The sequence below is a fragment of the Paenibacillus residui genome (assembly GCF_042677205.1).
Lineage (GTDB): Bacteria > Bacillota > Bacilli > Paenibacillales > NBRC-103111 > Paenibacillus_L > Paenibacillus_L residui.
Window position 1 is genome coordinate 50,369 of the sequence record NZ_JBHTIU010000081.1, and the last position, 18,096, is coordinate 68,464.

Genomic DNA, 18,096 nt, shown 5'->3' on the forward strand with positions numbered 1-18,096 from the left:
ATGATGGAACCGATGTTGAATCCGAAGCTGCCGGTACCGCTGTATCATCAGCTGAAGGAAATCTTTGATGCCAAAATTGCAAATGGAGAATGGAAGCCGGGTCAGCTCATTCCGACGGAAAATGAACTGATCGCTCAATATAAAGTAAGCCGTACCACTGTGCGCGAAGCGGTGACGGCGCTGGTCAATGAAGGAAAGCTGGAGAAGAAGCAGGGAAAAGGCACGCTCGTTTGCAATCCGAAGCTCGTCGAGCGGCTCGGAAGACTGACGGGCTTCACAGAAGAGATGATTGCCAAAGGCTTCGTGCCGGGCGCCAAGGTGCTGGAGGTCGGCGAGATCGATCCGCCTCCGGTCGTGAGGGAGCGCCTGCTTAGCGGCAAGGAGGAGAAGGTGCTGCACATCCAGCGCATCCGCCTGGCCAATGAAGAGCCGATTGCGATTGAAAGAACCTACTGGCCGCTTGAAATCGGTCGCTGGTTTCTGCAGGAGGACCTGGAGAATATCGCATTTTACTCGGTGCTGGAGCAGCATGGAATCCAACTGCGCGATGCCGATGAAGGAATCAGTTCGACGGCAGCCAGCAAGAAGGATGCCCAGCTGCTTAACATCAAGGAGCGTGATCCACTCCTTCGTATGGAGCGGATCACGTATGCCTTGAACGGAATGCCGATTGAATATACCTTCACCGATTACCGATCCGACCGCTATACCTATCGGGTTCACCTGCACCGCTAATCCGGGGGAAGGCGGATGGAAGGAGTCGCTAATTTTTAACAATGAAACGGGGTTGTCACATATGAGATGCGTATCAGGCAAAGAGTGGTTGGAGGATGCCCGAATCCGCAATTATGCCATAGGTGCGTTCAGTGCCCATAATGCGGATATGATTCAGGGGATCCTCGAGGCTGCCGAGGAAGAGAAGGCCCCGGTGCTAATCCAAATTGGACAGAGAGCGATCAAATACTGCGGGTTTGCTCCCCTGGTGGAAGCGATTCGCTACTACGGGCAGCGAACCGATGTGCCGGTCATCATCCACCTGGATCATGGCAAAAGCTATGAGCAGGCCATTCAGGCGATACAGGCCGGCTGTACCTCCGTCATGTTCGACGGATCGCATCTGCCTCTGGCAGAAAATGCCGCCATTACGAGGCAGGTGGTGGCCGCCGCCCACGCCGTGAACGTTTCGGTGGAGGCGGAGCTGGGCAAAATTGCCGGGGTCGAGGACGATCTGTCCGTGGACGAGAAGGACGCGTTCCTTACCGATCCCGCCGAAGCTCTGGAGTTCTATCAGGCGACGGGAATTGACTCGCTGGCGGCGGCCATCGGCTCGGCCCATGGACTATACAAGACCGAGCCGAAGCTGGATATACCGCGCTTGAAGACGATTGCCGATCAGTTGGGCATCCCTATTGTTCTGCATGGAGGATCAGGGATTCCGGATGATCAGATCAAGCTTGCCATTGCCAACGGCATATGCAAAATTAACGTGGATACCGAGCTGCGCGCGGCTTATACCGACGGGGTGCGGAAAGCTCTGGAGACCTATGGGCCGCAGCATGATGTCTATCCGCTAGGCCGTGCTGGAACGGAGCGGATGAAAGAGGTCGTCAAATATAAAATCCGTTTGTTCGGCAGTGCAGGCAAAGCCTGACCGAGACAGCCATCAGACAGCCATCTGCACATCCAACGAAATTCATACAACAAAGAACCGAAGGAGTGGGGGAACTATGCCGAAGCATTATCCGCTTTGGATTAACGGGCAGTGGACGGAAACCGGGGAAAAACTGGAGGTTCGCAACAAATATACGGGAGAGGTGATGGGAACGGTCTCCGTTGCCGGCAAGGAACACGTCGATCAAGCCGTTTCCGCGGCATTGGAGGCATTCCGTACGAACCCGTTATCTCCTTATCGCCGTTATCAAATATTGAAGAGAACTAGCGAACTGCTGCTAGAGCACAAGGAGGAAATCGCTGGAATTCTGGCGGGTGAAGTGGGCAAAACGCTGAAGGAAGCTCTGGTAGAAGTGGAACGGACTTCCCAGACCTTGGAGGTTTCGGCGGAGGAGGCCAAGCGGATACAGGGAGAGGGGATTCCTGTAGAAGCATCCCCCGGAGCGGAAAACCGGCTGGCCTTCACCGTGCGCGTTCCGGTCGGCGTCGTTTGTGCCATCGCACCTTTTAACGTACCGTTAAACCTGGTTGCGCACAAGATCGGACCGGCTCTTGCCGCAGGCAACACGGTGGTGCTTAAGCCGGCCAGCGTAACGCCGATTGTGGCGATCAAATTGGCCGAGCTGATGATCGAAGCCGGATTGCCCCAAGGCTACCTGAACGTAGTCGTCGGTTCCGGGTCGACGGTTGGAGATTGGCTGGCCAAGGACGAAAGAATCAGTCTGTACACCTTCACGGGCAGCCCGGCCGTTGGCAGGAAGCTCAAGGCGGAGACAGGCCTGCGCAAGGTGCTGTTGGAGCTCGGGAGCAATTCCGCGGTCATTGTTCACCGGGATGCCGATCTGGACCTTGCGGTGTCGATGTGCGTCGGCAAGAGCTTCGGCAATGCCGGCCAAGTCTGCATTTCGGTGCAGCGGATCTATGTTCATAGTGACATTCACGACGAGTTTGTCCGCCGTTTTGTAGAAGAGACCAAGCGCCTGAGGGTGGGCGATCCTTATGACAGTGAGACGGACATCGGTCCGATGATCAGCGAGAAGGAAGCGGCCCGGGCGGAAGCATGGGTTCAGGAGGCCGTCATGCAAGGCGCTTTCCTGGCCTGCGGCGGAACCCGTGAGGGCGCGCTGTTCCAGCCAACGGTATTAACCGGTGTGCATGATGACATGAAGGTTTCCTGCGAGGAATTGTTCGCTCCTGTCGTAGGCATTGCCGTATATGATGACCTGGACGATTGCATTTGCAGAATAAATACTTCGCGTTACGGACTGCAGGCCGGTATTTTCACCACGAACATCCATACGGCGTTCAAGGCGGCGCGCGAAATTCATGTCGGCGGCGTCATGATCAACGATGCTTCCCAGTTCCGGGCAGACCTCATGCCTTATGGAGGTGTCAAGGAAAGCGGATGGGGCAAGGAAGGGCCCAAATATGCCATACAGGAAATGACGGAAGAGCGGATTATCGTGTTGAATTTATAAAGGAAGTCGGGACGAAATTTGCACTGAAATTTCCACCCATGAATCTTCATTCTCCAAGAAAAAATAACAGCATGATCATTTCTAAAAGGGGAATATGTTCATGTGGATTAGATGGTTTGCGGTATCTGTTTGGAATATCATGGACCCCTTCTATTTTGCCTGTACGAGGCTGCGGTATGTAGGGGAGGAAGGGCGAAGCCGCATCTTCCGGGTGAGGCTGACATCGTACAGAGGGGGAAGTGTTACCTTATCGGATGGAGTGGCCATCCATAAGGGAGATACGTTGCTGAAGATTCATCTGTATAATGTCCATCTTATCAAAAGCATGATTACCATGCGCAACGATGTAGCCCGGGCGAGATATTTGTATCGAATGGTCGAGCAATCGCTGCCCGATCTCGCCGCCTATGTCAGTAATCATCCCAAATTTGACGAAATCAAAGGCCTGATCGGGATAACGGGATTGAACAGAGGGTGCGGCGGCTTGGGCTTTGAAACGGTGCAAATTCCAAACTCATTTTATAAATGTTTAAAATATTTATCGATGCTGCCCATATATTTTCTATCATCCCATCGGCCCTTGAGAAATTTGAAAAAACAAGTGCCCGCCTATTTATTTCTGTCTAAAGATACTCTGATGTCCCGATATGGAAAGCCTGTCACCTGAAGCCGGCCAAGCTTCAGGTGATTTTTTTTCCAAAAACCTGTTCTTATATTTCATTGGTAAACGCGCCTGTCCAAAGGACGGCGATAGCCGTTGATCCTTGCAAGCGAACCTCTAAATAGCCCGGGCTTTCTCCTGCGTAAGGGAAAGGTCTGATTCGGGCAGAGACAGCCAGTGAAGCGTAATTTCCGGCCGGCTCCCCACCCGGATATTAACTCCGGTCTGACCTAATCCTTCACTAATATAAAAGGGCTTGCCATCGTAAACATGCAGACCTTTAATCATGTTCATCCGGACCAGCTCACCCATTTTGACCAGATGATAAGGCTTGGGCCAATGAATTTGCCCCCCGTGAAAATGTCCGGAAAGCAAATAATCGAAATGGAAATTTTTCATATGCAGAACGATATTCGGATCGTGGGTGAGAACGAGCCGATAGCCGCTGCTTATTCCTCTGTAGGATTCGGCTATTTGACTCCGCTTCGTGCTGAAGTCATCAATTCCGATAATATTCACCAATTCGCCGTTGATATCCAGGGTTTCGCTCTCGTTTTGCAGCGTTCTGCAGCCGTATTGCTCCAATGTTCTTTGCAACGCGTCGAAATGCTCCCCTTTAAGAACGTAATCGTGATTGCCGAATACAGCGTACATTCCATAAGGGGCCTTTAATTTATTTAAAATCTTGAGGTAGGGAATCAATCTGGGAATCGTTCGTTTCCGATCGAGAAAATCCCCGGTGAGGGCAATAAGATCGATAGGTTCATCTTTCAGCTTATCGTATAATTGTTCCGGGGAAATGGAGATATTCTCCAGATGCATGTCGGATATATGCAGCACATGGATATCCAGACCGTTCCCGCTCCGATTATTGTTCAATGTCTTGTTCAGGTCAACCCGGTTGACGGCTACCTGCCGCGTGTTTACATTAGCTTTGTACAGAAGCCAACCCAGGGCGAGCACAACCCCTCCTATAATTAAGAATTGTCCCATTATACTAACCCCTTTCTATATATCAAGTATAGAATGGGAAGAAGGAGATGGACAGCGGTAATTCATGGTGCCGCAACTTTGTGCACGAACAGCTCCATTACAAAATGCTTCAGATCCACCAGCCGTGGAGGCTCCTTGACCGGATGCTGCGTACCCGCCACGATCAGGGGGATGAATGAATCATATTTATGCAGAGAGCCGTGGCTTCCTCCGTTTAAATGAGTAGGATGATGGCGGCTCTTAAATTCATACCGCGGCCGTGCCGTAATGACGATCATCGGGATGTCTTGGGAATATAAGGCTCCGTATAGTCTGGAGAGCACATCCGGATAATCCCCATAATGGATCCGGCTGCCCTCCGTACGTAAATCCAGCACCTCCCATTCGCCAATAATGTCCCAGGCCGATTGATACATGTCCATGTAAGGCCCGCTTCTGGCGAAATAAACCTCTCTTCCGGACCCTCCTTCCTTGACCCGGACTCCATCGGCTTCTTTCCAGGCAATAAGATCGATACGGGCCTCCCCGACCAGCTTCTCTATCACTTCGGGTTCGATGGCTGGTTTTAAAGGATAAATATAGGCCATTCGTTCATTATTGCAGACAATTAACTCATGGCCGGCCACATGTTCCCCCAGTTGAAGAACACGAAAGGAATGAAGCAGCCGATCCAGATCGATGTTGAACTGCTTGCCGCGGCCGATGCGCGTCTGTCCGTGATCACTGATGATAATAATAATATTCTGCTCCAATGCCCGATCCCAGGGGCCGAAAGTATCCAGAAGACTTTGGATATGCTTATCCACCTGAATCAACGAGCTTTCGGCATGGGCAGGATTGGATTTATGGACCCTATGATCGTTATCCGGGAGATAGGCAAGCGTAAAATCCGGCTGCTCCCCCGATTGGATCAAATGCTTAAGAACGCTTACCGCATACGAATCGTTGATTCCGTATAATTGTCCGCCTCTTCTCAAACGGGCCGGAATATGCCGTTCGATCTTCGTATCGGCCATGGCGCCGAGAGTGAGGATATCGGGTCCGGATATGTCCTGGCGGAAGCGGAATCCGGTAGCGAGATGAACCAGAAACGGAAGCCGGATCTTGTGCTTCCGGCTTCCCCGGTGAACCATGGCGTTAATGGAGGCGGAAGATACGCCCAATTTATCCAGTTCTTCGAACAAAGTGGTGGTTTGCTTGCTCAGATGCTTCTCGTTCAAGCTGTACAGAACATTCTGTGCACAGCGGGTAATTCCCAGCTTGCGGACACACTTCCAACCGTTGATGTAATTGACGATCGCTTCTTCCTCCGGGCTGTACCAGATCAGTCCGGGTACCCGGTGAACATCGGGGTAGACTCCGGTAAGCAGGGAACTGTCGACCGATGCGGTCATGGTCGGGAAGACCGTTACGCAATTCGGCCAGTACCTTCCCCTAGATATTAGAAACTGAAGTGCCGGCGCGGTTCTATGCCGGATACAATCCTCCAATGTATCCGGCATCAGAGAATCCACTAACAGGACGATCACTTTTTTCAAACGGCACCCCCACCCTTCCTATTAATCTGCTTTTCTCCGTGTAATACAGAAAAATATTATGTTTGCTATCCCCGGAAATCGGATAATCCCCCTGCCTTCAGCTTCTATCCCCCTCCGAATGATTTGCCTCTTCGATGCTGTTCTGCACTTTCAAAACGGCCTTGACCGGCAGGTGGTCCGAAGCGACAGGCATCATGCGGATAACTTCGGCTGACACAATATGTAAATGATGGCTGACGAAGATGTAATCCAATTGAACCTTCGGCCTAACGGACGGATAGGTGGGACATGGGACGGCGGAAGCTTGATAACAAGCATCGGTCAGCCTCTTCGTCATTTTCCTCCATAGTCTGGAGTGCGGCTTGGCATTGAAATCCCCCAATAAAATCGCGGGGAGGTTCGCTTGTTTCATCCGCTGAAGAATCATATGGGCTTGTTTCCATTGGACAAAAGGAATAAGGCTTAGGTGAGTGACATACAAAGCGATCGGCTTCCCATTTATTAGAATGCTCGCTTCCAACAGAGCCCGGTCCTCCAATTTCAGGGCAGAGCTTGCAAAAATGTAGTTTTTATGCCCAATAATCGGAAAACGGGACAGAAGCGCATTGCCATATTGACGGGAGTGAAGGAGACTTGTTTTTCTAGCCGGCTTGCTGCTCATTGCATAGCCAAAAACCGAGTTCATTCCCAACCGTTCTGCCAGCCATCCCAACTGATCGACATAGCCGCTTCTCCGGGAAAAATGCTTGTCCACTTCATTCAGCGCAACCACATCCGCTTGGCAGTGTTCAATGATGCGGGCGATCCTTTCCAGATCCAGTTTTCGATCCGTTCCAATGCCATGATGAATATTAAAAGTCAGCACGGTAATTTCCATTTTTTTACTCCGCATAATCTTCAATTTACTTCCTGTATTATTGCCAGTTATCCCGTATATATTAATGAAAATCAGGGTTAGTTCGACAACGGGGGCTGTCAGATGGTTAAGAAAATTTTATTCCTTCCCTTTTTAAGCCTGTCGTCCGGTCATCATCAAGCCGCCGATGCCATGATCGAGCATATTCGGCAAATCGACCCGTCGATCGTCTGCGAGAAGGTCGATATTCTAAGTTACAGCTACGGCAAAGTGGAGCAGTTGGTCTCCGCCATATACCTGAAATGGATTCATTCCGCTCCCTATATTTACAGTTGGATTTACCGCAAAACCTGTATGAAAGGCAACAGGATGCTTAGAAGATATTTTTTGTACGAACAATTATTTTTACATTTTATGCAGAGATTAATACAGGACAGTCGGCCCGATTTCATTGTTTGCACTCATTCGCTGCCTTCCTATCTTTTAGGACAGCTGAAGCAAAGAAATAGGCTGTCGATACCGATAGCCAATGTATACACGGATTACTTTATCAATAATATTTGGGGGAGGGAGGAAATCGACTATCATTTCGCTCCGGACTTCCCGGCGAAGCAATGGCTGGAAGCCAGAGGAGTGCCAAGCGAACGAATTATCGTTACCGGCATTCCCGTTCACCCCCGGCTTATGACTCCCCGCAGCAAGCATCATTCCGGTTCTGGATTAACGATACTGGTTACCGGAGGCAATCTCGGAGCGGGGGCCGATGTCATCCGTTCCGTTCTCGCTTCGGCCGGAACATCGGACAAGGTGAACTATATCGTTCTTTGCGGCAAAAACCGGGAGCTGTATCAAGCCATCCGGGGCCTCAAGCGGCCTCAAATCGTGGCGATGCCCTATATCGAATCCCGCGAAGAAATGAATTCTCTATATGACCAAATCGATGCGGTCTGTACGAAGCCGGGAGGGGTAACGGTCAGCGAATGCCTGGTCAAACAAATACCGATATTTGTTTATCATACCCTGCCGGGGCAGGAAGAAATCAATTTGCAGCATCTGCTCGGGCAGCAGCTGGTTATACCTTTGGCCGACTGGGAACGCGAGGGTATTGAACATCAAATGATCACTTTATGGAATAATAAACAGGGTCTGATTCAGCTTCAAAAGAGGATGGAGGAGTACCGCTGTCAGATGACCGATTTAACGCAGGCATTTCACCAAATATTCTCTTCCCTGAAATAAAAGAAAACCCCGTCTCATTATTATTGACGGGGTTTCTCGTATTCTTTATTCCGAATATAGTCTAGTTCCGCGAAAAAATTAGTATTTTGTCCAAGCAAAACAATACCGGCTAGCATTTTCTATAGTATAGTGATTGTAAGATTTGATAGCAGATAGACTCTTGAATCTATGCTATGCTATTTTCTCGATAACGATAGACGCGCTTACGGTGGCCGTTCCTCCACCTATAGCACCCTGTAAAGTCTGGGCTCCCATATTGTCGATCCGGTTCAAGGTCAATACGCCGCCGGCTGTCAATTGTGCAACGACCTGCCCTTGGTACGGCTGATTTCCGGAGCCTGCACCGTAGTTGCTGCAAGGGACTAGAGCGGCAGGTGTCGGGCCGGCCGCGTCCGGATCGAAGAACAAGCCGAATGCGGAGTTACCGGCGGTCGGGAAGACTTCCCAGCTGATGTTGTATAGACCCGTTTCATTGATGTTAATAGTGGAGGGAGCAGCGAACGTAATTGCCGGGCCATTGATAACGGAGTTATTGAACGTTACGGCTCCGCCCTGGGTAGTGGGGGCCGGCGCAGGTGCCACGGTTTGGGACACCGTGCTGCACAGGAAAGCGGAAGAAGCGATCCCTCCCGCAGGTCCCTGGGGTCCTTGTGGCCCCTGCGCCCCCTGCGGCCCCGGTACTCCTTGGGGTCCCGGAATTCCCTGCGGCCCCTGAGGTCCTTGCGGCCCCCGCGGTCCCGGTACTCCGCGTTTAATTACCTTCTTGACGATGACGACTTTTTTACGTTTCTTCGGAGGGCAAAGGTCTATTTTCTTCACTTTCTTCGGATGACAAAGATCGATTCGCTTTTCTTTTCTCGAATGGCAAATCACGGCCTTCTTTTTGCTTGAGCAATGAACGGTTTTCTTCGGTCGGCAGAGACTGCTTCTGCCGCATATTTTTTTTGGCTTACGAATAAGCAATATAAACACCTCCCTAAAGTTATGATTTATCGTATGGTGTGATTCTATCTTGTGGTTGGACTTCTATCCCCCGGAGTAGTAGACTGGAATCTATTTTCTCCGAAAGATAGGTAATAATACTAAGAGAATTGTCCCGCCCAAGCGCTGCAACCACGCACCCGAACCGAATGAATCTCCTGCAGCCCTTTTTTTGATAAAAATTGGAGAACAAGCCTCCTCCCATAATTGATTGGAGGAGGTGAAATAATGATATAATATATGGACATTATCGAAAAAGCAGGTGGCAGTGATGTTTCAGCTTCAGGAGTATAAAGGAAGCAAGGAGGAGCAGTTTGCACTGGCAACGGCTCAGCTTATTGCGCTTGTAGAAGGCGAGAGCAGCCGGATCGCCAATCTGGCGAACGCTTCGGCTTTGCTTGGGCAGTTTCTTAAAGAGATCAACTGGGCAGGATTTTACCTTATGGAGGGAGATCAACTGGTGCTGGGCCCTTTTCAGGGTCTGCCTGCTTGTGTGCGAATCCCTCTTGGGCGCGGGGTCTGTGGAACGGCCGCTCTTCAGAGACGGACGGTTCGTGTGGATGATGTCGAACAATTCCCTGGACACATCGCCTGCGACGCCGCTTCCCGCTCGGAAATCGTCATTCCTATGATCAAGTATGGGGAATTGCTCGGGGTGCTGGATATTGACAGCCCGCTTAAGAACCGTTTCGACGAAGAGGACGAGCGGCTTCTGGAGCAGTTTACGGCTGAGCTCGTTAAGCGGTTATGAAGCCCGGTTCCTTATTATAGAACATAGAGGCCGGGATGGCGGCTGTCATGCTGAAGAGCCGAGCGCTCAAGCCAGATTTATCCCGACAAAGTAAAAGAAGAGATAGATAAAATAGATGAAAAAAGGCAGGCTATCGCTTAGCGGGAGCCTGCTTTTCTTTTTTATTCTTATTGAACCGCGGGCAGCAAAGTTAAAATAACCAGATCACCCAGTAAGCAAGAAGGACCAGGGTGAACAGGACGGTGAACGGGATAACCGCATAAGTCACCTTCAAGTACTGCCCCCACGTTATTTTCACTTTTCCTTTCCTCAAAATATGCATCCACATGAGTGTAGCCAGCGTCCCGATTGGCAGAAGCAGCGAACCCATATCGCTGCCTATGACACTGGCCAAATACGAGATTTTCAGAGTAATAGGATCAAGATCCATATTGGTCAGCGCCAGAGTTCCTACCATTAGGGCAGGGTGGTTGTTGAACAGATTGGACAGAACGGATAACAAGCCTCCCATCAGAATGCTTGCGTGAAGCAGGCTGCCGGAAACAAGCGGCTGCAGAATCCGGATCAGCATATCGGTCAATCCGATATTATGCAGTCCATAAATAATGACATACATCCCGAATGCGAAGATCAAAATGTACCAGGGCGTCTTCTTGATCATGTCGACGGGCGCCACTTTAAGAAAGTACCAGCGCCAGCCCAGCAATAGAATCGAACCGATGACCGCCGTTAACGATACCGGAAAGTGGAAGTAGGAGGCGACAAAGAGGCCGATTCTTACCAGAAAGACGAAGATTAGAATGTTACGCATGAACAGGGTGCGTTTTTCCTTCGGAATAAGGAGTTTATCGTCTTTGAGCGGGTGCATACCGGGGGAACCGGCATAACTCCAGTATCCGGGAGCCGGCCTCGGCAGCCTGCGCGGAAGAACCCGATAGAAGCTGAGAAAAAGCAGGGTCGTCAGCAGGAGAAGTCCGAGCGTAGCCGGAATGAACATCATGGCGGTATGCATGTAGAGGTCCATGTCAACGATTTTCAGGGCAATCAGATTGACGATGTTGCTGACTCCTATAGGTGCGCTGGAGGCTGTTGCAATTAATGCTCCGGAGATGAGATAAGGAATTTTCTGGTGGTTTTTCAGACCCAGGTTATGGAGCAGCATTAACAGAATGGGAGTCGTAATCAAAATGCTCCCGTCGTTGTTGACGAACAAGGTCATCAAGAAGCATAGCAGATTGGTATACCAAAAAAGCCGGATGCCTGATCCTTTGGCTTTGATAGCCAAGTTTTCGGCCGCCCAATGGAAAAATCCGAAGCTTTCCAGCACGATGGCCATCACGATGGTGGCCATGATGGTGATGGCGGCTCCCCCTATAGTTTCGGTAATGGTCCCCAGATCCGATAGAGAGACGCTTCCGCTGAGGAAGACAAGAACCGCACCGATCATCGCGGGAATGGCTTCGTTCACTTGAGGGCGCCAGAAGATAAAGGCGATCGTTAGCAAAAAAGATATGATCGTAAGGGGCACCGTTAAATCGTTCATTAGGTTTAACCTCATTTCTGCCGATAGTTTAAGAGGTTCCGCTAATCATCTAGTATTTCATCTCCCTCCTTTATACTTGTCTGTAATAAGTATTTGCTGTATGTATACGTATCTGGCACGACCTTCGCACTAAGCGCATTTCTCAATTTCTATTATTTTCAACTACTAGCGTTCCCGGCCATCGGCCCTCCCCGGAAATCTATCATCTATCGGCATTTATTCCTAATCTCCTTCCATAAATTCTATGAAAATACCCGTCACCGTAAGAAACGCAGATGAACCAGCCATAACTGCTGCTCGTCTATAATGAGAGACGTCTCCGGGCAACACCCGGGGTTATTACATCGCGCCTGTCCAAAGGACGGCGATAGCTGTTTATCCTTGTTTAAGGGGTCTTTCCTATGATTTTTTCATCCTACAGCTTCATATTTGTATTTCTCCCCGTGACTTTGCTCGTTTACCGGCTGCTGCTCTTCTGGAAGAAGGATGCCTTGTCCAAATTGTGGCTGGTGGCGGTCTCCCTCTACTTTTATGCCCAGGGAAGCCCCGAGTTCGTGCTGTCGTTTGCGGGGGTCATTCTCTTCAACTATGTTCTGGGCAGCAGAATTCGCAGGCTGCACGTATCGGACAATAAGCAGCACCGGTCCAAGCGAATTCTGCTCGCCATCGGGCTGGCTCAAAATCTGGCGTTGTTAGGCTACTATAAATACACCAATTTTTTTATCGAAAATGTTAACGCACTCACCGGCGAATCGCTCGCCTTGAAGTCCATAGTTCTGCCGCTCGGCATTTCCTTCTTCACTTTTCAACTGATTGCTTATCTGGCGGACTGCTATAGAGGCAAGGTGGAGGAGCATTCGGTCATCGATTATTTGGTATTTATTACTTTCTTCCCGCAATTGATCGTCGGGCCGATCGTTCATCACGGTGAAATTATTCCCCAACTGAATCAGCACAGGAGGCGGTTCTTTAACCAGGCTGAAGTTATGCTGGGCATGTTTCTGTTCTCTATCGGCTGCGCCAAGAAGCTGGTGCTGGCCGATCCGTTAACCGCCTATGCGGAAGGCTTCCTGGCCGACCTGCCGGGAGCGGATGCGCCGACGGGATGGACGGCGGTTCTCAGCTACACTCTGTCGTATTATTTCGACTTGTCGGGCTATGCGGATATGGCAATCGGCCTGGGATGGTTATTCGGAATCCGGCTGCCGCACAACTTTGACTCGCCCTACAAAGCGAGAAATTTCCGGGAGTATTGGCAGAAATGGCATATGACGCTGTCCAGATTTCTTGGCGACTACATCTTCCGCAGCCTCTACCGGAAAGAGGCCGGAAGCGGAAGGTTCTATACGGCTGTGCTCGTGACTTTCCTTGTTTCGGGGATTTGGCATGGGGCGGGGTGGCATTTTGTCCTATGGGGGCTCATCAACGGCATTTTCGTTTGCGCCGCCCATTGTATGACCCGAAATAAGCTGCGCCTTCCTTTTCTGCTGGCCTGGGGGCTGACCTTCGCCGGGGTTGTGGGAACGAGAATATTATTCGTCTCGACCGGGTTGACTCAGAGCATGGAAATCTTCCGCAAGCTGTTTTCCTTCCGGGACATTTTGGACGCTGCGGATGGGGGGATGCGGCTGGCTTCTTTTGCCGCCTTTAACTTGTATCCCATCCTTCTGCTGATCATAGCCATAGGCATCGCCTTGTTTGCCAAAAATACGAGAGAAATGACGGAAAACTTCGTTCCGAGCCGTAAGCATGCGGTCTGGGCGGCGGTTTTGTTTACGCTCGCTTTGTTCCATATGACAGAGGTATCCGATTTTCTATACTTCCAATTTTGAGGTGGGGATCATGACATTCCGTAAGTGGGCAGTTCTCTTCAGCGGCGCTATGCTGGCTGCCGCCGTCTTGCTCGGTCTCTTCAATTATGCTGTGGACCCGTTTGGCGTGTTCGGGGACAAGCTGTTGAGATGGCATTCTTATAATATGGTGAATAATCCCCGTATCGCCAAGATTGCCTACCTGGATCAGTATCATGAACGTTATGATTCTTATATTATCGGGGGCTCGAAATCAAGCTCGCTGGACCCGGCACTGCTGAATCAATACTACGGGGATGCGAAATTTTACAGCATGCTGATGTACGGAGGGGACTTCCACGATTATGAGAAAACCCTCTATTATCTCGTGGAGCATTACGAAGTCAAGCACATCGTTCTTCATATGAGCTTGCAGGAAATCAGCCACTATAACGTCAATTCCGAGAGCTTCGATCCGAAGAAGAACCTGCATGCCAAAGTATCCGGACAATCGCTCGCCGGATTTTATTTCCGTTATTTAACGCTTCATCCGAAATACAGCCTCTCCAAGCTGGAGGGCTTGGCCAGAAGGGCCGTAGATCCGGACGAGTTTACCCAAATCAAGCCCGAGGACGGAGTTTATAACAAAGTGAAGAGGGATGCGGAAGAGCTGGGGAGCATCGAAGACTTCCTGGCCAATCATCCCGATTATGCCCTTCCCATAGGGAGGCTTGACGCCTCTGCCATGCATCAAAATGTGAAGGCATTAAGGCGGATGAAGGAATACTGCGAGGCAAGAGGGATCAGCTTCACCTTCGTGGCCGGTGCCGCCTCCGATACCGAGATGGCAAGCTACTCTTTGGAGGATTTAAAGAAGTACTGGATCGCACTCGCCGAAGTAACGGACTTCTGGGATTTCTCGGGCTATACGCCGATCAGCTCCGACCCCAGAAATTTCTACGACTCCATGCATTATAGAAACAGCGTCGGCCGGATGATGCTGGCTTATATGTTCCAAGACGAAACGGTTTACGTCCCGCCACAGCTTGGCCATTATACGACGAAGGAAAATGTGAAGGAGCACAGCGAGAGAATTTTTACGAAACCGCCCGTGGATTCGTGATTATTTTCACAAGATATGGGGGCGGGATGCGTTTATTCCTATTAAAGCTTTGAACCGACAGAGGGTGCTGTTCGCCTATAGATTATCAAACTCTGACAGCCAGAAATCTATAGGGGGCCATTATGCGAAGAATAGTTATCCTGATCTTGACTTTAGTCTTACTATCGGTGACAGCCTGTGCGAGCAGGGCGGAGACCATGCGGCAAGTCGGCCCGATTTGGTATGAAAACCAGGCCATCGTCCTGCTGTATCATGATGTGGTCGATTCCGGTGAAGGGGGAGCGGCGGACGAAGTCTCAACGATCCGTTCCGATCAGTTTGAGGCTCATTTGCTGGCTATGAGAGATAACGGCTACCGGATTATCTCCATGGAGGATTTTGTAGAGTTCATCCTGAATCAGAAACCGATCCCCGCCAATGCCGTCGTCATTACTTTCGATGACGGGTACGAAAATTTCTATACTCACGCATATCCCATTCTGCAAAAACACGGAGTGACGGCGAGCAATTTCATTATCGGAATTTATTCGGACACTTATTATCCGGACGCGGAGCCCCATCTAACTTGGGAACAGATGAAGGAGCTGAAACAGAATGGGATGGGAATTTACAGCCACACCTACAACCTGCATCGTACGGCGAATACGGGAACCGATCGGGTGGAATCGGCATTAACTCATAAACTGTTCCTGGAACAGAAAGAGAGGTTGGAAACCGATGACGAGTTCAAGCGAAGGATTAAGAGTGATCTGGAGTTTATGAACCGGCGGATTGCCGATGAGCTCGGGGAGCAGACGCCTCTGTTAGCTTTTCCCTATGGCGAATATACCGATTTGACGGTAGAATTAGCCGAGGAGGCCGGGATTCCCATCTTTTTTACAACCCGGGAAGGGATTAATTCCTCCACAGATAAGCTTGTATACCGAATTAATGCGGGGGAGCCTTATATGACTGCCGAAGCTTTGATTCAAATTTTGCAAAAATATAGTCAAACTTGAAAAATGAATGAACCGATCTTTCGTTTGGTTCGCCTATATAGAGCAGGTCTAATTGGAAGGTGAAGCAAATGGATAATATAGAGCGATTGGTACGGCAATGCCGCGATGGAGATAAGGAGGCCTTCTTCCAGCTGGTAGAGCCGCTGTTGGGGCGTGCCTACCGGACGGCGTCCGCTATTTTGCGTTCCGGCCATTTGGCGGAGGATGCTATGCAAAATGCTCTTATGGAAGCTTATCAAGCCATTATGAATGGAAAGAAGATAAGAAATTTTACAAGCTGGTTCAATCATTTGGCGGCATGCCGTTCCCTTGATCTGGCCAGGCAAAGGTCCAGGCTGGCCAGCCGATCGGGAGATATTGACGAGGTCCAGCTTCCTGACGAACAGGCATCTCCAATGGAGGAGGTTCTGCAGAAGGAACTGGGGTCCGAGCTGTGGAATACGATCATGTCCTTGGATATTCACCACCGCTCCGTCATCGTCTTGTACTATTACCAGGAGCTGTCTATAGACGAAATAGCGGATGCCCTGGGCATCAAGAAAGGGACTGTCAAATCACGGCTGCATAATGCGAGATTGAAGCTGAGCCGCCTGGCCACACCATTAAATCCCAAGCAGGTGATCGGATGTTAGACAGGAAGGAAGAACAGCAATTTAAGCAACAATTGCAAAATTCTATAGATGAAGTTCCGGTTCCTGACTCTCTCCTTCAATTTGCCAAAGAAGTTCCCGCGAAGTACGAGCAGAGAAGCAAGGAATGGGCACCGCGGGCACATCGGACCAGAAGGAGGGTGCTTCCCAAAGCGGCCGCCGCCTGTGCGATATTGGTGGTTACCTCACTGGGGGCCATGCACGCTTCGCCGACCTTTGCCGAATGGATCAAAGATATCCCCGGGTTTTCCATTGCGGCGAAATGGCTGGATCTCATTCCCGGGGAAGATGGAGTTCGGAATGCGAAAGCCCATCATTACAGCCCGTTCGAACCGGTCGTGAAGCAGTTCGACGATATAACCGTCAGCATCACCGACGTGTATTTAAGCAATGACAAGCTTACTTATAAAGTGTTTATCAAGTCGAACAATCTTACAGAACATTCTTCCGCCAGAGAAGACGGCACTTATGCTGTGGATGAGAACGCTTATTCCTATTTCGTCACCGCTCCCGATCTTTCTGACCAGAGCAGAGGAGGCGGCGTGGTGATTCCGTCCGACGATGAGGCGAAGGAGCCGACGCAGATTATTTTCAATACGATAGATTTGAAGCCGGAGGACGTTAAGAAGTTTCTGGACCGGAAGCCGGAGGAGCTTGCTTTTCATATCGGTGTTTTGGGAAATCGCTCCAATTTGGTGGATACTTTGGAGATCAAGGTTCCTTTTAGACATACGGACTGGCTGGAGGACCGGATCATTCCGCTGAATCAACCGATCGCTGTGAACGACGATCCGGATCTGCAGGAGCTTGTGCTGGAGAGGATCAAGATTACGCCGACCGATACGTATCTCGATGTGAAAATTCCGGACTTCTCGAATTATTACCTGGCATTTGGCAGGTCCGAACCGTATCTGACTGATAATAAAGGCGGCATTTATCCGCTGTCCTACGACAGCCCGCACGATATCACCAGAAATAGGCAGGGAGGGGACGGAAACCTGCTGGTCTTCACATCCTCACCGTATTTCGACGAGTCGGTCACGAGCCTTACCCTTCATTTGAATGGAGTCCTGCTGACCGAAAGGGAGCCGAGCGCCAGGTTTACGATTTCTCCAAACGATTCCTTCCCGAAGGAGGTCTCTTTCAAGGGGAAAACATTGACCATAACGGATGCCTATTATGAAGACGTCTATTTGCATTTGAAAATCAAGAAGGAGCCGTCCGGCGGCAGCGGGTTAGGCATTCGGTTCAGCGCGGCGGAAGTCGCTATATGGGATGACCCCGAGCTGAGGAAATGGAGTGCCGCCGGCAATCCGATCGATGCGGGGTATGCCAGAGAACTGGATGACGACTTCTACGAAGCGCTCATCATTTCTCCCAAGCAAGATGTCTATGACATCGGGATGAATCGGGTCGATGATTATCTTCCGCTGAACCTGGAGCTTCCGATTGAACTGCCTCGATAAAGATTAGAGAAGATATGAAAAAGTACATTCAAAAAAACAGGCTTCGCTTATGGCGGAAGCCTGTTTTTTTTGGTATAAGGCGTGTATGCCGCGAACGCGGCATGGACGTCCGGCCTTGAAAATCCGTCTATTTTTATCATCTGCTGTTGCCGCGGTCCGAGACATGGGGGTCTAACTGGAAAAACTAGGGTGATCAAGGGTGGTAGATGGAAACTAACTGGATTTCCTACAGTTAGTTTGCTCCATCAAGGGCGATAGCCGGAACTAACTGGATTTCTTGCAGTTAGTTTGCTCCATCAAGGGCGATAGCCGGAAACTAACTGGATTTCCTACAGTTAGTTTGCTCCATCAGGGGCGA

Annotated in this window: 16 protein-coding genes; 11 read left to right on the forward strand and 5 right to left on the reverse strand. The window is 50.3% G+C overall.

The features are described from left to right. The 4 genes from ACFQ03_RS19950 (at window position 1) to ACFQ03_RS19965 (ending at window position 3,816) form a co-directional block, all read left to right on the forward strand. The gene (locus ACFQ03_RS19950) at window positions 1-735 is read left to right on the forward strand and encodes a GntR family transcriptional regulator (protein WP_379290435.1); all 735 of its coding nucleotides are present in this window, start codon (window positions 1-3) and stop codon (window positions 733-735) included. Window positions 736-796: 61 nt separating this feature from the next. Further along, complete coding sequence (locus ACFQ03_RS19955; RefSeq protein ID WP_150959215.1) at window positions 797-1,651, forward strand: class II fructose-bisphosphate aldolase; 855 nt, start codon at window positions 797-799, stop codon at window positions 1,649-1,651. Window positions 1,652-1,727: 76 nt separating this feature from the next. Beyond that, window positions 1,728-3,149, forward strand: coding sequence for an aldehyde dehydrogenase family protein (locus ACFQ03_RS19960; RefSeq protein ID WP_379290437.1), 1,422 nt, complete (start codon window positions 1,728-1,730; stop codon window positions 3,147-3,149). A 100-nt stretch (window positions 3,150-3,249) separates the two neighbouring features. Beyond that, window positions 3,250-3,816 (forward strand): YkoP family protein, encoded by a 567-nt coding sequence (locus tag ACFQ03_RS19965; protein ID WP_379290439.1) that lies wholly within the window; start codon window positions 3,250-3,252, stop codon window positions 3,814-3,816. A gap of 111 nt (window positions 3,817-3,927) precedes the next feature. On the opposite strand, the gene ACFQ03_RS19970 is transcribed toward ACFQ03_RS19965, so the two are convergent. The 3 genes from ACFQ03_RS19970 to ACFQ03_RS19980 form a co-directional block, all read right to left on the reverse strand. Next, complete coding sequence (locus tag ACFQ03_RS19970) at window positions 3,928-4,803, reverse strand: metallophosphoesterase (protein WP_379290441.1); 876 nt, start codon at window positions 4,801-4,803, stop codon at window positions 3,928-3,930. A 62-nt stretch (window positions 4,804-4,865) separates the two neighbouring features. Then, window positions 4,866-6,332, reverse strand: coding sequence for an alkaline phosphatase family protein (locus ACFQ03_RS19975; RefSeq protein ID WP_225312506.1), 1,467 nt, complete (start codon window positions 6,330-6,332; stop codon window positions 4,866-4,868). A gap of 106 nt (window positions 6,333-6,438) precedes the next feature. Further along, entirely contained in the window at window positions 6,439-7,233 is a 795-nt protein-coding gene (locus ACFQ03_RS19980; protein ID WP_144938450.1) for an endonuclease/exonuclease/phosphatase family protein, read from the reverse strand. Window positions 7,234-7,320: 87 nt separating this feature from the next. On the opposite strand from ACFQ03_RS19980, the gene ACFQ03_RS19985 reads away from it, so the two are divergent. Next, window positions 7,321-8,436, forward strand: coding sequence for an MGDG synthase family glycosyltransferase (locus tag ACFQ03_RS19985; protein ID WP_379290444.1), 1,116 nt, complete (start codon window positions 7,321-7,323; stop codon window positions 8,434-8,436). Window positions 8,437-8,607: 171 nt separating this feature from the next. Here the strand turns inward: ACFQ03_RS19985 and ACFQ03_RS19990 are convergent, their stop codons facing one another. Beyond that, the gene (locus ACFQ03_RS19990) at window positions 8,608-9,399 is read right to left on the reverse strand and encodes a collagen-like protein (RefSeq protein ID WP_379290445.1); all 792 of its coding nucleotides are present in this window, start codon (window positions 9,397-9,399) and stop codon (window positions 8,608-8,610) included. Between the two features lie 289 nt (window positions 9,400-9,688). Between ACFQ03_RS19990 and ACFQ03_RS19995 the strand changes: the two genes are divergently transcribed. Then, the gene (locus ACFQ03_RS19995) at window positions 9,689-10,168 is read left to right on the forward strand and encodes a GAF domain-containing protein (RefSeq protein WP_379290447.1); all 480 of its coding nucleotides are present in this window, start codon (window positions 9,689-9,691) and stop codon (window positions 10,166-10,168) included. A gap of 190 nt (window positions 10,169-10,358) precedes the next feature. Here ACFQ03_RS19995 and ACFQ03_RS20000 read toward each other — a convergent pair whose 3' ends face one another. Further along, a complete protein-coding gene (locus ACFQ03_RS20000; RefSeq protein WP_144938458.1) occupies window positions 10,359-11,711 on the reverse strand; it encodes an arsenic transporter in 1,353 nt (450 codons plus the stop codon). Window positions 11,712-12,112: 401 nt separating this feature from the next. Here ACFQ03_RS20000 and ACFQ03_RS20005 point away from each other — a divergent pair, with 401 nt between their 5' ends. From ACFQ03_RS20005 to ACFQ03_RS20025, 5 genes are all read left to right on the forward strand, one after another. Continuing rightward, the gene (locus tag ACFQ03_RS20005) at window positions 12,113-13,543 is read left to right on the forward strand and encodes an MBOAT family O-acyltransferase (RefSeq protein WP_379290449.1); all 1,431 of its coding nucleotides are present in this window, start codon (window positions 12,113-12,115) and stop codon (window positions 13,541-13,543) included. Between the two features lie 10 nt (window positions 13,544-13,553). Further along, window positions 13,554-14,624, forward strand: coding sequence for a hypothetical protein (locus ACFQ03_RS20010; RefSeq protein ID WP_144938464.1), 1,071 nt, complete (start codon window positions 13,554-13,556; stop codon window positions 14,622-14,624). A gap of 122 nt (window positions 14,625-14,746) precedes the next feature. Continuing rightward, complete coding sequence (locus ACFQ03_RS20015; protein ID WP_379290451.1) at window positions 14,747-15,622, forward strand: polysaccharide deacetylase family protein; 876 nt, start codon at window positions 14,747-14,749, stop codon at window positions 15,620-15,622. Window positions 15,623-15,690: 68 nt separating this feature from the next. Further along, on the forward strand, window positions 15,691-16,254 hold the full coding sequence (locus tag ACFQ03_RS20020; RefSeq protein ID WP_379290453.1) for an RNA polymerase sigma factor: 564 nt from the start codon (window positions 15,691-15,693) through the stop codon (window positions 16,252-16,254). After that, on the forward strand, window positions 16,248-17,738 hold the full coding sequence (locus ACFQ03_RS20025) for a DUF4179 domain-containing protein (RefSeq protein ID WP_144938473.1): 1,491 nt from the start codon (window positions 16,248-16,250) through the stop codon (window positions 17,736-17,738). The genes ACFQ03_RS20020 and ACFQ03_RS20025 overlap by 7 nt, the downstream gene beginning before the upstream one ends. Window positions 17,739-18,096: the final 358 nt, after the last annotated feature.